General features: G+C 70.4%; 13 protein-coding genes and 1 pseudogene. 2 read left to right on the top strand and 12 right to left on the bottom strand.

Going from position 1 to position 12,997, the window contains the following annotated elements:
- Positions 1 to 36: 36 nt before the first annotated feature.
- From KI385_RS33485 to KI385_RS33455, 7 genes and pseudogenes are all read right to left on the bottom strand, one after another.
- Entirely contained in the window at positions 37 to 960 is a 924-nt protein-coding gene (locus tag KI385_RS33485; RefSeq protein ID WP_238575797.1) for an LLM class F420-dependent oxidoreductase, read from the bottom strand.
- A 277-nt stretch (positions 961 to 1,237) separates the two neighbouring features.
- Positions 1,238 to 1,752, bottom strand: a pseudogene (locus KI385_RS33480) (transposase family protein); the annotation flags it as partial.
- Positions 1,753 to 1,817: 65 nt separating this feature from the next.
- Positions 1,818 to 2,378, bottom strand: a complete 561-nt coding sequence (locus KI385_RS33475; RefSeq protein ID WP_238575796.1) for a DinB family protein — start codon at positions 2,376 to 2,378, stop codon at positions 1,818 to 1,820.
- Between the two features lie 335 nt (positions 2,379 to 2,713).
- On the bottom strand, positions 2,714 to 3,169 hold the full coding sequence (locus KI385_RS33470) for a DUF6099 family protein (protein ID WP_238575795.1): 456 nt from the start codon (positions 3,167 to 3,169) through the stop codon (positions 2,714 to 2,716).
- Positions 3,170 to 3,525: 356 nt separating this feature from the next.
- Positions 3,526 to 3,885 carry a nucleotide pyrophosphohydrolase gene (locus tag KI385_RS33465; protein WP_238575794.1) on the bottom strand — a complete coding sequence of 120 codons (360 nt, stop codon included), beginning with the start codon at positions 3,883 to 3,885 and terminating at the stop codon, positions 3,526 to 3,528.
- Positions 3,882 to 5,360, bottom strand: coding sequence for an AAA family ATPase (locus tag KI385_RS33460; RefSeq protein WP_238575793.1), 1,479 nt, complete (start codon positions 5,358 to 5,360; stop codon positions 3,882 to 3,884). Before KI385_RS33460 ends, KI385_RS33465 begins: the two co-directional genes overlap by 4 nt.
- Positions 5,361 to 5,415: 55 nt before the next feature.
- Positions 5,416 to 5,805, bottom strand: a complete 390-nt coding sequence (locus KI385_RS33455) for a cell division protein SepF (protein ID WP_238575792.1) — start codon at positions 5,803 to 5,805, stop codon at positions 5,416 to 5,418.
- A 221-nt stretch (positions 5,806 to 6,026) separates the two neighbouring features.
- Here KI385_RS33455 and corA point away from each other — a divergent pair, with 221 nt between their 5' ends.
- The gene (gene corA, locus KI385_RS33450; protein WP_238575791.1) at positions 6,027 to 7,184 is read left to right on the top strand and encodes a magnesium/cobalt transporter CorA; all 1,158 of its coding nucleotides are present in this window, start codon (positions 6,027 to 6,029) and stop codon (positions 7,182 to 7,184) included.
- Between the two features lie 130 nt (positions 7,185 to 7,314).
- Here corA and KI385_RS33445 read toward each other — a convergent pair whose 3' ends face one another.
- The 3 genes from KI385_RS33445 to KI385_RS33435 are packed head-to-tail and all read right to left on the bottom strand — an operon-like array spanning position 7,315 to position 9,621.
- Positions 7,315 to 8,178 carry an ABC transporter permease gene (locus tag KI385_RS33445; RefSeq protein WP_238575790.1) on the bottom strand — a complete coding sequence of 288 codons (864 nt, stop codon included), beginning with the start codon at positions 8,176 to 8,178 and terminating at the stop codon, positions 7,315 to 7,317.
- On the bottom strand, positions 8,138 to 9,169 hold the full coding sequence (locus KI385_RS33440) for an ATP-binding cassette domain-containing protein (protein WP_425357004.1): 1,032 nt from the start codon (positions 9,167 to 9,169) through the stop codon (positions 8,138 to 8,140). The genes KI385_RS33445 and KI385_RS33440 overlap by 41 nt, the downstream gene beginning before the upstream one ends.
- Complete coding sequence (locus KI385_RS33435) at positions 9,166 to 9,621, bottom strand: MarR family winged helix-turn-helix transcriptional regulator (RefSeq protein WP_238575788.1); 456 nt, start codon at positions 9,619 to 9,621, stop codon at positions 9,166 to 9,168. The genes KI385_RS33440 and KI385_RS33435 overlap by 4 nt, the downstream gene beginning before the upstream one ends.
- A gap of 87 nt (positions 9,622 to 9,708) precedes the next feature.
- Between KI385_RS33435 and KI385_RS33430 the strand changes: the two genes are divergently transcribed.
- Positions 9,709 to 10,296, top strand: coding sequence for a TetR/AcrR family transcriptional regulator (locus KI385_RS33430; protein WP_238575787.1), 588 nt, complete (start codon positions 9,709 to 9,711; stop codon positions 10,294 to 10,296).
- A gap of 91 nt (positions 10,297 to 10,387) precedes the next feature.
- Here the strand turns inward: KI385_RS33430 and KI385_RS33425 are convergent, their stop codons facing one another.
- Together KI385_RS33425 and KI385_RS33420 are read right to left on the bottom strand one after the other, a co-directional pair.
- The gene (locus tag KI385_RS33425) at positions 10,388 to 11,950 is read right to left on the bottom strand and encodes a PTS ascorbate transporter subunit IIC (protein WP_238575786.1); all 1,563 of its coding nucleotides are present in this window, start codon (positions 11,948 to 11,950) and stop codon (positions 10,388 to 10,390) included.
- Positions 11,951 to 12,057: 107 nt separating this feature from the next.
- A complete protein-coding gene (locus KI385_RS33420) occupies positions 12,058 to 12,828 on the bottom strand; it encodes a PTS sugar transporter subunit IIAB (RefSeq protein WP_238575785.1) in 771 nt (256 codons plus the stop codon).
- Positions 12,829 to 12,997 lie beyond the last annotated feature (169 nt).

Genomic DNA, 12,997 nt, shown 5'->3' with positions numbered 1-12,997 from the left:
AGTCAGCGCGACTCAGCTCAGCCCGGTTCGCCCGGCTCAGCTCAGCTGCGACTGCACCTGCGCCGAGATCAGTTCGAGGTGGTCCAGATCATCGAGGTCCAGCATCTGGAGGTAGACACGGGAGGCGCCGATGGCGGCGTAACGCCCGATCTTGTCGACGACCTCGGCGGGTGAGCCCGCAAGGCCGTTGGCCTTCAGTTCGTCCACACTCCGCCCGATGGCCGCGGCCCGCCGCGCCACCTCGGCATCGTTCTTGCCGACGCACGCCACGAGGGCGTTGGAGTACACCAGCTCCTCACCCTTCCGTCCGGCGGCTTCGGCGGCCGCCCGCACTCTTCCGAACTGGCGCTCACTGTCTTCGAGCGAGGCGAAGGGGATGTTGAACTCATCGGCGTACTGCGCCGCCAGCCGCGGTGTACGCGTCGCACCGTGCCCGCCGACCAGCACCGGCACCTTGCCCTGGGCGGGCTTGGGCAGCGCGGGCGACTTCTCCAGCTGGTAGTAGGTCCCGTCGTAGCTGAACTCCTTTCCCGTCTCCGTGGCCCACAGGCCGGTGATGATCTCCAGCTGTTCTTCCAGCCGCGCGAACTTCTCCTTGGGGAACGGAATGCCGTACGCCTTGTGCTCCTCCTCGAACCAGCCCGCGCCGAGGCCGAGTTCGACCCGGCCGCCGGACATCTGGTCGACCTGGGCCACCTGGATGGCCAGCACACCCGGCAGCCGGAACGTGCCCGCCGTCATGAGCGTGCCGAGCCGGATACGCCGGGTCTCACGAGCCAGGCCGGCCAGGGTGATCCAGGCATCCGTCGGGCCGGGCAGCCCGTCGGTGGTGCCCATCCGGAGATAGTGGTCCGAGCGGAAGAACGCATCGAACCCGAGATCCTCCGTGGCTTTGGCGACCTTCAGAAGGGTGTCGTAGGAAGCCCCTTGCTGGGGCTCGGTGAAGATTCGTAGATCCATACCTCCATCCTGCACACCGAGCGGCGGACCAACCGTCAGGGCGGGGACGGTTCGAGCCGCGGGAACCGTTCGGACCGTGCGAGGGGTGCAAGTGGTGTCGGCCGTGCGGGCGGCGCTACCGGGCGGCCCACGGGCGGAACGCGGTCCGTAGTGGTGCGTGGATCCGTAGTGGCACGTGGATCCGTAGTGGCACGTGGATCCGTAGTGGCACGTGGATCCGCAGTGGCACGTGGATCCGCAGTGGCACGTGGATCCGCAGTGGCATGTGTGGAGTTGTCCCCATCCGGCGGCGGGTGACCAGGTCCGGCGGGTCTGCCGCCCTGGCCGCCGCGTCGCGTCTTCGCAGGTAGCGGCGGTTTCTGCGGGAGGAGTACGCCTTGTCGCCGCCGAGGTGGTCGGGGCGGGCGGACGTCCGCCGCCGTGCCGGGGTACCCGGGGCCGGTGGTTGCGGGCGAGGGTCTTGTGCCGGCCCCCGGGGCGGCTTGTGGCGTGCGCCGGCCGCGTGCTGGTGGACACGGCACGACGTGGAGTGCACGCTCACCATGGACCGGTCGATGCGGCCGGCGGCGGCCGCATCGGCCTGGACGGCGGCCGGGATCCGGTCGCCACCGGCGCTGGGCGGCGGACCCCCGCGCGACGCCCGCAGAGGATCCCGTTGACCACGGTGCGGTGATCACGCCAACGACCACCACGCCGCCCTGGCCTGGGCAGATGCCGTTCCAGCCTCGCCCATTCCTCATGCGTCAGAGCGCCACGCCCCGTGCCCGGGTCAACGAGACGAGCACGGACCAGTCGCAGCTGAGGGTTTCACTTCGAGGTGACGTGCTGGTAGGGGCGGGTGTAAACCCTGGCCCTCGTCACTGGCCCACCCTTCCGTCGATGCGCTCGCGCAACAGGTCGGCGTGCCCGCAGTGACGGGCATACTCCTCGACCCTATGCACCATCAGCTCCCGAACCGCGATCTTGTCCTTCCCCACGCGCTTGCCCAGGTCCGGGTGCTCGGCCAGCGCGGCGTCGGTCGCGGCCTGCTCGCGCTCCAGATCAGAGAACGCCGCATCGACCACGGCCTGCTCCGCGACCGCTCCGTGGAAGTCCGCATCCTTCTCGCCGTACAGCTTCCGCAGCGGGTCACCGTCGCTGATCCAGTTGCGCCAGTCCCGTTCCACCTCGGCGAGGTGCCGAACCAGACCGAGCAGCGACATCGTCGACGGCGGAACCGAGCGATGGGCCAGTTGCTCCGCATCCAGGCCGTCGCACTTCATCCGCAGGGTTATGCGGTAGTTCGTCAGGAAGTCCTGCAGCGTCGCAAGCTCGCCGTCCGGACCAGGACCTTCGCTGTCGCGGGGGTCGTCGTCCGGATCGGTCCACATGTCGGGGTAGACGGTTGCCTGGGTCCATCGCGCGGGTTGGTCACTCATGCATTGCATGTTCGCCTGTGACGGCCCAAGCTCGCTACTGAGTTCTCGCTTCGAGGCGACGTCATGGTGGCGTCAGGATGAGGGGCCGGTCTCGGCGACGAGGCCCTCCGGCAGGCCAGGCCGGTACTGCATCCGCTTCAGTCAGGTGCGGGTCAAGCCGCCCGGCAGTGGCAGCGCAGTTGCAGTTGCAGTTGCAGTTGCAGTTGGGGAGGCGAGCCCGACGGTGGGCGTACCGTCGAGGTGTGGGGCGTGAGCGCTCCTGGCCCCGCGGCCGGCGGGCACCGTCCGGGGCATTGCATTCCGCGTGGACGCGGTCGGTCTGGTGTTGTCTCACCTCAGGCAGGATTCCGGTCGCGCACCTCCAGCTTCTCCAGTATTCCGGACACGCGATCTCTCGCTTCGTCGACCGTGTCCATGGCCTCGACGCAGTTCCAGTACATCGCCTCCTCGTCCGCGAGCAGCACCACTCCCACCAGCGCCTCGCACACCTCTTGCAGTAGTCGGCACAGGCCGTGTAAAGCGGCCCTGACGTCGCGCACTTCGGACAGCTGAGCCGCCCGCAGCCCACCGGTAGCCGATGCCGGGCACAGCAGTCCCCCGCTGAACCGCCCGCCCGCGTCGCCCAACCCTCGGGCTCTGGACCGCACTTCATACGGCCCGAATATCGCGAGATGGCTGCCGATCGCCTCCGCCAAGGCTTGCGCCTGCCATGCCTCGACGATCACGTCCTGAAGCGTGGCCGCCTCCGTCAGACTGCGCCGACTGGCCGCGATGATCCGCACCGCGTCCATCCGCGCCCCTCCTTCCCTCGTCACTCGCATGCACCCTGCACTCTTTCCACTACCCAGAGTGAAGGCGAACACCCAAAAAAGCCAGGGGAATTCGCAAATCTGTGGACAAGCGAGGCGATGTGGAAAGATCCATGACTCCGGAGAGTGACTGCGGGTGGATACGGATCCGCTCCTCCCCCGCACGCCACAGCGCCCCCACCCGTCACATGGCCGGCACAGGTCACAGGAAATCCGGAAAGGGGCGGAATGAGCCGGGAGCTCGAATTCAACGAATACGAGGCGGGACCGACGCCCCCGCCTCGCCACCCCCGCCTCGACGCACCCACCCCGCCGGCCCCGTCCGCACCGCCGCCCTCTTACTCCTCACCCTCCCGCGGCCGGTCCGGCCGTGCGTCACGGACCGCCGGGAATCGCGACTCGTTGCGCTCGATCTTCGCGGCGAGCGCCGTCAGGGCGTCGATCCCCAGCGTCTCGCAGAACTGCAGCAGATACGCCAGTACGTCCGCGACCTCGTCCTCGACCCGGCCGGCCTTCCGCGGATCGGACATCACCCTCGCCGACTCCTCCGGCGTCAACCACTGGAAGATCTCGACGAGTTCCGCCGCCTCCACGCTGAGCGCCGCGGCCAGGTTCTTGGGGGTGTGGTACTGCTGCCAGTCCCGCGCGGCCGCGAATTCGGCCAGGCGGCGCTGCAGCGCTTGAAGATCCTCACTCATGCCCCTAGGTGTAGCACCTGCACGCCGGGCAGCCCGTCGACGACCGACGGGTCCCGCACCGTCCCCAGCAACCGGACGTGCCCGCGCTCGGCCATCCGTACGGCCAGCGACATCAGCTCGCGCGCCTGTCTGCGGTCCATACAGCGGTCCATCCCGTCCGCCATGACCGTCATCTGCTGCCGGGCCGACGGAATCTCCCCCGCCGGATCCATGGCCAGCACGCCCGGCCCGGTGAGCAGCACCAGCGCCAGCGCGAGAAAGCGCAGCTCACCGTCGCCGAGCTGCTCGACGGGCATCTCCCCGAGCTCACCCCGGTCGAGCACGGCCCGCACACCCGCCGCACCTCCCGCCTCCTGCCCGGTCTGCGGGCCGTGTGCCGTGCCGTGCCCGGCCGCCGTCGAAGCCGCGGCCGTCCCCTCGCTCGTACCGCTCGACTGCCGCGGCACCGCGCGCAGCCCGTCGACGGGGCCGGCACATGCCTCCCGTACCGCCGCGACCAGCACCGCATGCCGCCGCGCGCACTCCCGGCTCGTACGCTCCAACACGGCGGGCAGGTTGTCGCAGGACGACCGCAGCCGCCCCTCGTCGCGCTCCTCCCCCACGTCCGGCCCCCAGCCGCCGGCCTCCCCGCCGCCTCCGTTCCCCCTGCGCCCCCGCGTGCCCCAGGCCCCGACAGCACCCCCGCCAGCTCCGGCCCCTCCGGACCCTCCCGTCTTCCCCGAGCCGCTCCCCGCGCCCCCTCCCCGACCACCGCCACGGGCTCCGCTCCCCTGCCCCGCACTCCCCCGACCACCACCGGCCCCACCACCCACGCCGAATCCACCACTCCCACCAGCCCCACCCGCCCCCGCTCCGCGCATGGCCTCCGGCCGTGGGTCGCACACAAACGCCGACCGGAGCGCGACCACGACCTGCTCGGCCGCGGCCAGAACCAGCCGCTGGCCCGCCGTCTTGCCCGCGACCCGCAACGGCAGCAGAGACGTACCCAGCCGGTCGTCGGGCAGCGGCGCACGGGTCACCGGGGTCGCGCCGGCGGTGTGCCAGGCCGCCTGGACGGCGGGGCGGGTGGGGTCGGTGAGCGCGGTGGTGAGCAGCGTCTCGCCGCCACCGGTCAACCGCTCGCCGACGATGCGGAGTTCGGGCTCGGCCTGTACGGCGAGATCGAGGCTGACGGGGCCGGCCGGGCCGTCGACCGTACAGCCGATACGGAACCCGCGCCGCCCCTGCCCGTCGGGACGCGCCCCCGCCGGCACACACGCCGACGGACCGCCCGCCACCCCCACGGCCCGTGCGAGCGGCTCCCCGCTGCCGAGCCGGGCGAGGATCTCGTACGCCTGCAGCGCACTGGACTTACCGCTTCCGCTCTCGCCGCTCAACAGCGTCAGCGGGCCGAGCGGCAGGGTGATGCCACGGTGGGTCTTGAAGGCGGACAGCCGTAACTCGGTGACCGCCGGTCGCACACTGTCGGTATCCATGAGGGGACGCTACGCAGCGCCCCGACCGGAGAACCGTTACGCCCAACTGCTCTTCCTACGAACGGGGGACGGCCCCCGTTGCCGCTTCCGCGACCTCGGTGCCGGCCGGTGCCAGCAGGAAGACATTGGTGTCGACGCGGTGCATCCCGCTGCCCAGCCCGAAGACGACTCCGCTGGAGAAGTCCAGGATGCGCTTGGCGACATCGGTGTCGGCGCTGCTGAGGTCCAGCAGGACCGGGATCTGCGTCATCAAGTACTCGGCGACCTCACGGGCGTCCGCGAAGGTCTGGACGCGGATGACGATGAACCGCCGCGGCTCTTCCGCCGGCTCCTCCTCGGGGAGGGCACGGTGGTCGGACCAGGAAGGCCATTCGCTGCTGCTGCGGAGCGGGACCACCTCGGCGAGCCCTTCCCACTGCTCGTCGGTGGCATCGGGGCCGTTCACCGAATCACCTCACCCAGAGGAGCGCTGGCTGTCTGCGGTATCTGCATCGCACAATTCTAGAGATAAACATACAAAGCTCGACGCACGCGACACACGCCGCGCCACGTCCCGTTCCATCCTGCACCATGGCCCCTGACCTGTGCCGACATCCTCGACAGATATCCTGCGTCGAGATTGTGTGTGCCTGTTCATCCCCCCTTGTGACGGAGGTCGGTTCTGTCGTGAGTCCTGAGCCTCCCGGTCGCCGTCTGCGCGGCCTGCGTGGCCTGCGTAAACCTGCGAAGAAGCGGCCCGCCGGGCCCCCGCCCGCCGAAACCACGGACCAGTCCGACGCGCCGGAACCGCCGGCCGAAACCACCAGCAGCGTCATCAGCGCCGCCCTCTACCGCGACGGACACCGCGTCAGCACCCACGACACACTCGCCGACGCCTTCCGGCAGCAGCGCGACGCCTCCGGCACCCTGGCCTGGATCGGGCTCCATCGCCCCACCCCGGCCGAACTCGTCACCCTCGCCTCGGAGTTCGACCTCCATCCGCTCGCCGTCGAGGACGCCCTGGAGGCCCACCAGCGGCCCAAGCTGGAGCGCTACGGCGGCACCCTCTTCGTCGTCCTGCGCGCCGCGCGCTATCTCGACGACCGCGAGGTGGTCGACTTCGGCGAGCTGCACGTCTTCGTCGGCCGCGACTTCGTGATCACCGTGCGGCACGGCGGCGCCCCCGATCTGTCGGCCGTACGCCACCGCATGGAGGAGGCCCCCGAACTCCTCAAGCGCGGCCCCGAAGCCGTGCTCTACGCGATCCTCGACGCCGTCGTCGACGGCTACGCGCCGGTCGTCGCCGGCGTCCAGAACGACATCGACGAAATCGAGACCGAGGTCTTCGGCGGCGACCCCCGGGTCTCCCGCCGTATCTATGAACTCTCCCGCGAGGTCGTGGAATTCCAGCGCGCCACCCGCCCGCTGAACGACATGCTGGAAAGCCTGACCGCGGGCTTCGAGAAGTACGCCATCGACGAGGAGCTGCGCCGCTATCTGCGCGACGTGGCCGACCATGCGCTGCACACGACGGACCGCGTGGACAGCTTCCGGCAGGCGCTGCAGGACATCCTCACCGTCAACGCCACACTGGTAAACCAGCAGCAGAACGCCGAAATGCGGGCCCTGGCCGAGGCCGGCTTCGAACAGAACGAGGAGATCAAGAAGATCTCGTCGTGGGCCGCCATCCTCTTCGCCCCGACCCTCGTCGGCACCATCTACGGCATGAACTTCCAGAACATGCCGGAACTGCACTGGGGTTTCGGCTACCCCTTCGCGATCGGGCTGATGGCTGTGGTCTGTGTGAGCCTGTACTTCGTCTTCAAGCGGCGGGACTGGCTCTGACGGGGACGAGCACCCGCCGGCCACCGAGCGGAACGGTGCGTTGTCAGTGGTGGCTCGTATGGTGGGGGCGGGCTCAAGGAGGCGGTGCGTACTGCCGGAGGGGGTGCGTGGGCGGAGCAGTGAGGTGGGGTCAGCGGGCCAGGCGGCCCAGGAGTGAGGAGGCTGCGGCGATGCCGAGTGCCGCGGCCGCGACCAGGACGGCGTAGTCCAGGGCCAGGTGGGCCTGGGTGCCGAGGAGTAGGCCGCGGAGGGCGTCGACTTGGTAGCTCAGGGGGTTGAGCTTGCTGACCGTCTGGAGCCAGCCGGGCATGATCGCCACCGGGTAGAGGGCGTTGGAGGCGAAGAAGAGCGGCATGGTGATGGCCTGGCCGATACCCATCAGACGGTCGCGGGTGAGCACGATTCCGGCGATCGTCATCGACAGGCAGGAGAAGAAGGCCGAGCCGAGGACCACCGCGACGACCACGCCGAGCAGGCGTAGCGGGTTCCAGGTCATGGCCACACCGAGCAGTGCGGCGATGGCGATCACCACCACGGCCTGGATCAGCGCCTTCACCCCGGCGGCGAAGGCCTTGCCGGCGATCAGGGCGGATCGTGGGGTCGGGGTGACCAGCAGCTTGGTGAGGATACCGGCGTCCCGTTCCCAGATGATCATGATGCCGTAGAAGATCGCGATGAACATGGCCGACTGGGCGATGATGCCGGGCGCCAGATAGTCGATGTACGGGGTACCGCCGGTCGGGATGGCGTTGAGGCGGGTGAAGGTCTCGCCGAAGACCAGGAGCCACAGGGCGGGCTGGACGGCGCGGGTGTACAGCTCGGTCCGGTCGTGGCGCAGCTTCTGCAGTTCGACCATGCACATCGCGACGACCCTGGCAGGCAGCACCCGCCAGCCGGTGCGGGCGCGCGGCGGGACCAGCAGCAGGTCCAGCCGTCCGGCGCCGGTGGCGGTGTCAGCCGACTCGGTTTGCGGTGCGGCGGGTGCTTCGGACATCGCGGAAGTCTCCTGACTGCTCGTCGAGGCCGCTGCCGGCGACGTCCCGGAAGACGTCCTCCAGTGTCGGTGCGGCGTCGGACGAGCGCGATGGGGCCGATGGGGTCGAGGGGGTCGAGGGGGTGGGTGTGGCTGTTGGGGGCGGTGTCGTGGGTGGGGACGCGGTGTGGGCGGCGCGGCGGCGGGCGCGTAGGGCGGCGCGGAGTTCGTCCGGTGTGCCGAGGGCGCGGATCCGTCCGTGGTGCATCAGGGCGACGCGGTCGCAGTACTGGTCGGCCTCGTCCATGTAGTGCGTGGTCACCAGCACGGTCATGCCGGTGGCGGCCCGTACCGCGTTGATGTGTGCCCAGACGCTGGTGCGGGCGATCGGGTCGAGGCCGATCGTCGGCTCGTCGAGCATCAACAGACGGGGCGCGCTGACCAGTGCCTGGGCGAGTTCGAGGCGGCGGATCATGCCGCCGGAGTACGTCTTGGCGAGCCGGCCGGCCGCGTCGGTGAGGCCGACCGCCTCCAGCGCCTGGGTCACGCGTGCGGCGCGCTCGCGGCGGGAGACGTCGAAGACCCGGGCGAAGAGTTCGACGTTCTCGCGGCCGGTCAGCCCGGCGTCGGCGGACAGCTGCTGCGGTACGTACCCGAGCAGCCGGCGGACGGCCATCCGCTCCTTCGCCGCGTCGTGCCCGAACACCCGCACCATGCCGGGCGGGACGGGCAGGAGGGTGGTGATGCAGCGGATCGCGGTGGTCTTGCCCGCGCCGTTCGGGCCGAGCAGACCGAAGACCTCGCCCGTGCGGACGGAGAGGTCCACGCCGTCCACGGCCTTGGTCTCGCCGAAGGCGTAGCGCAGGGCGTGGCAGGTCACGGCGTCGGAATGAGGGGAAGAAGGGAAAGGAGGAGATGGAGGGGAAGGAGAGGAGAGTGAGGCGTGGGGGGAGGGCGGGGCGGGTGTTGGACCGGCAGCCGGTCCCGGCTCGCGCTCGTCGTCGGTGGTCATGTGCCGTCCGCCTCCTCGTGCAGGTTGTGGGCGAGCCTGCGCAGCGCCGGGAGGGCCGCCGCGAGCGCTGCCTGGTCGGCCTCGGGCAGGCGCGCGACCTGCTCGCGGACCAGGGCGCTGCGGCGGGTCTCCCAGTCGTGCAGCCGCGCCCGGGCCGCGGCGGTGGGGAACAGCAGTGCCGAGCGGCGGTCGTCGGGGGCGGTCTCGCGGCGCAGACAGCCGGCCCGGCTGAGCTGATTGACCAGGGTCGAGACCGAATTGCCCGCGAGACAGAGCTCCTTCGCGGCGGCCGAGACCCGTATGCCGGGCCGGGCCGCGACCAGCCGCAGGAGTTCCACCTCGGCGCCGCGCAGCCGGGGGGTGGTCAGGCCGGCCCGCAGCCGGCGCCGGATCAGCCGCGGAACAACAGACAGCACATCGGCGAGCGAGTCGGGGAACTCCCCTGCAGCCATGCCTCAATTTTAGTTCTGAGTGAGAGGTAGTGCCGGGGACACGCGCGGGCGGGGCGCCGAACGGCCCACCCGGTAGCATCACGCCCCATGGCCAGGCCCAAGGAGTTCGACCCGCACGCCGCGCTCGCGGTGGCGGTGGAGACATTCCGCCGCCAGGGCTACGAGGGCACCTCCGTACAGGATCTCGTACAGGCGCTGGGCATCAACCGCTCCAGCATGTACGCGGCCTACGGCTCCAAACACGACCTCTACCTCAAGGCCCTGGAACGCTACAGCGCAGGTGAGGCCGCCAAGGCGCAGGAGGACCTGGCGGGCACCGGGCCGGCGCTGCCCGCCCTGCGCGCGTTTCTGCTCTCCTCCGTGGATGCCGCGCTCACGGACCCGGAGCGCGCGGGGTGCATGGTCACCCACGGGGTGATGGAACGCCTCCCCGGTGACCCGGAGGCCGCCACCCGCCTGCGGGGCGCGCTCGGGTCGATGGAGGAGGCCTTCGCCGCCGTGCTGCTGCGCGCCCGCGCGAACGGGGAGCTGGCGCCCGGCACGGACGTACGGAGCGCGGCCCGGTTCCTGGTCACGTTCACACAGGGGCTGCGGGTGATGGAGAAGGCCGCCGACCGCGGGTATCTGACCGAAGTGGTGGATCAGGCGCTGACGGTCGTTTTCGGCGACGGATAGGCACGGGGCGAGGGCCTGACGCTCAGGGCAGCGGTCTGCGGTGCCCTTCGCCGAGTGCAGCGGCCCCTCGCTCGGTCCAGCGGCCCGTCGCTCAGTGCTGTCCGGGAGGCGGGGGCGGAACCGGCGCCCCCGGTGGCGGCGTGATCTTCGCGTGGACCCGGATCTCGGCAACGGCCGTGGCGGACGTCGCGGGTGCCTCGCGGGGCAGGAAGGCGTCGCGGCGGGCGCCCGGGTCCCAGCCGGTGTCCACGACGCGCTTCTGGAACAGAATCGCGGCGCCCAGGAGTACGGCGCCGAGCGCCAGCATCACCAGGACGCCGCCCGTCGCGCCCGCCTTGGCCGCGTTGCCGATCAGGGTGCCGAACCAGCCGAAGTCGGCATCGCCGAAGGTGGTGTTCTCCTTGCCGAAGGCGCCGAGCACCTTGAGCAGCAGCGCCGGTAGAAAGGTGATCAGCACGCCGTTCAGGAAGGCGCCGAGCACCGCACCGCGTCGGCCGCCGGTGGCATTGCCGTAGACGCCGGCCGCACCGCCGGTGAAGAAGTGCGGTACGAGGCCCGGCAGGACCAGCGCGAGACCGAACGCCGGATGCCCCACCCAGGTGAGCAGGCCGAGGCTGACCAGGCCGCCGACGAAGCTGGCGAGGAAGCCGATGAGCACGGCGTTCTGCGCGTACGGGAAGACGATCGGCGCGTCGAGGGACGGCACCGCGCCCGGTACGAACCTGCCGGCGATGCCCTGGAACGCCGGGACCAGTTCGCCCAGGATCGTACGGACGCCGAAGAGGATCACCGCGACCGCGATGCCGAACCGCAGGCCTTGCATGACGGACTGCATGACGTAGTTGCCGAGGTCACCGGCCGCGCTGCCACCGTCGGCCGCGAACGCCTTGAAGGCCGTCGCCCGGCCGGCCTTGGCCAGGTGGACCAGCGACATGATGACGTAGATCAGCACCATGGACAGCGCGGTGGCGACCATCGAGTCCCGCAGAAAGCGCAGGCCCTCGGGGAGCTTCATGTCCTCGGTGCTGCGGCTGCGCTTGCCGACGAGCTGTCCGGTGGCGCCCGCGACGATGTACCCGGCGGTTCCGAAGTGGCCGATGGCGATGCTGTTGTTGCCGGTGACGCGTTTGGTCCAGGGGTGTGCGAAGGCCGGCATGGCGACCAGGAGTATGCCCAGCAGCAGTCCGCCGACGACCACCACGCTCACGGAGGACTGTCCGGAGGTGGCCAGGACCATCGTCAGCAGGGTGGCCATGAAGAGCATGTGATGGCCCGTCAGGAAGACGTAGCGCAGGGGTGTGAAGCGGGCCAGCACCAGGGCGACCGCGAAGCCGAGGATCATCAGCCAGGCGACCCGGGCGCCGAACTGCGCCTGGGCGATACCGACGATCGCCTCGTTGGTCGGGATCACACCGTGCGCGCCGGTCGCGCCCTGGATCATGCCGCCCAGCGGCGCGAGCGAGCTGACCACCAGTCCGGCACCGGCGCCGATCAGCAGAAAGCCCAGCGTCGCCTTGAGGGCGCCGCCGACGATCTGCCCGGCGGTCTTCTTCAGCGCGATCAGGCCCGCCGCGGTGATCAGGCCGATCAGATACGCGGGTTGGCTGAGGATCTCGTTCACGAGGAACATGGCGAGGGATATGAGCCAGTCCATGGCGGCTGTCCGTCCTCCCGGATCGGTGGGGTGGTGGCGTCGCTTCTCAGGCGCCGCGCCTCAGGCAGGCACCGCTTCTCAGACGTCGCGTCTCGGCCGTCGGCGTCTCAGACGTCGTAGGTGTCGCGGAGTACGCGGTCGACCTCCGAGCCGCTGGTGAAGTCCTCGACGACCTTCACCGGTACGCCGAGCTCGCCCAGCGTCCTGGCGATCTCCCGGGAGGTGAGGATCGCGACGGCCTCGGACGCCTTGCCCTTGGCCGAGATGGTGTCGGTCGCCTCCACCGTCACATGGCGGGACCAGCCCCAGCGGTCGAGCACCTGCTCCAGCGTGTTCTTGAGGAACAGACTGGTGCCCACGCCGTTACCGCAGACGGTAAGGATCTTGTGTACGGCGGGCCCGCCGCGCGGCCGCTCCGCGCCCTCCCCCGTCGGCCCGGCGAGCACCGTATGCAGCTCCTCCGGACCGGCCGCGTCCCGCAGGGCCCGTGCCGTCACCGGGTCGGCCAGCAGTTCGGCGAGGGCGGCCATCGCCGCCGTGTGCGCGCCGGAGTCCTGCGCGGCGAGCCCCACCACCAGATGCACCGGGTCATTCGCCTCATGGCCGAATTCCACCGGTTGTTCCAGGCGGACCCAGGAGAGCCCGGTCCTGCGCACGGCGGGTGAGGGCCGGGCGTGGGCCAGGGCGAAACCGGGTGCGATGACGAGGTACGGCCCGTTGTCCTCGACGTTGCGGATCATCTCGGCCGTGTACGCGTCGGTGGTGGCTTCCGTCTCCACCAGCAGCCCGCCCGCCACCCTGATCGCTTCGCGCCAGTCCGCCGCCGGGACGTCCAGGCGTACGGCCGCCAGGGGGAGAAGATCACTCAGCGCTGCCATGGCAGGGGACTCTACCTACGCGCAGGTGGCCGGCACATCGGTGCGGAAGGCCGAAATTCCGGGAGTCTGTCTCCCAACTTCCCTCCGGGGCAACGGCCTTGACAGTCTCCTGTGGGGGGAGAAGCCTGGTTCTTTCGGCAGTTGCCGGAAGTCGGGGGATACCGGGGGA

The sequence above is a fragment of the Streptomyces inhibens genome (assembly GCF_022221585.1).
Classification (GTDB): Bacteria; Actinomycetota; Actinomycetes; order Streptomycetales; family Streptomycetaceae; genus Streptomyces; species Streptomyces inhibens.
Note: the sequence above shows the minus strand (reverse complement) of the source record. Positions and strands in the feature narration are given on the sequence as shown.

Coding starts and splice junctions, on each gene's coding strand:
- KI385_RS33475 (WP_238575796.1), bottom strand. CDS start 2,378: ATGAGTGACCAACCCGCGCGATGGACCCAGGCAACCGTCTACCCCGAC.
- KI385_RS33460 (WP_238575793.1), bottom strand. CDS start 5,360: ATGGATACCGACAGTGTGCGACCGGCGGTCACCGAGTTACGGCTGTCC.
- KI385_RS33470 (WP_238575795.1), bottom strand. CDS start 3,169: ATGGACGCGGTGCGGATCATCGCGGCCAGTCGGCGCAGTCTGACGGAG.
- KI385_RS33445 (WP_238575790.1), bottom strand. CDS start 8,178: ATGTCCGAAGCACCCGCCGCACCGCAAACCGAGTCGGCTGACACCGCC.
- KI385_RS33425 (WP_238575786.1), bottom strand. CDS start 11,950: ATGGACTGGCTCATATCCCTCGCCATGTTCCTCGTGAACGAGATCCTC.
- KI385_RS33430 (WP_238575787.1), top strand. CDS start 9,709: ATGGCCAGGCCCAAGGAGTTCGACCCGCACGCCGCGCTCGCGGTGGCG.
- KI385_RS33465 (WP_238575794.1), bottom strand. CDS start 3,885: ATGAGTGAGGATCTTCAAGCGCTGCAGCGCCGCCTGGCCGAATTCGCG.
- KI385_RS33440 (WP_425357004.1), bottom strand. CDS start 9,169: ATGACCACCGACGACGAGCGCGAGCCGGGACCGGCTGCCGGTCCAACA.
- KI385_RS33420 (WP_238575785.1), bottom strand. CDS start 12,828: ATGGCAGCGCTGAGTGATCTTCTCCCCCTGGCGGCCGTACGCCTGGAC.
- KI385_RS33485 (WP_238575797.1), bottom strand. CDS start 960: ATGGATCTACGAATCTTCACCGAGCCCCAGCAAGGGGCTTCCTACGAC.
- KI385_RS33435 (WP_238575788.1), bottom strand. CDS start 9,621: ATGGCTGCAGGGGAGTTCCCCGACTCGCTCGCCGATGTGCTGTCTGTT.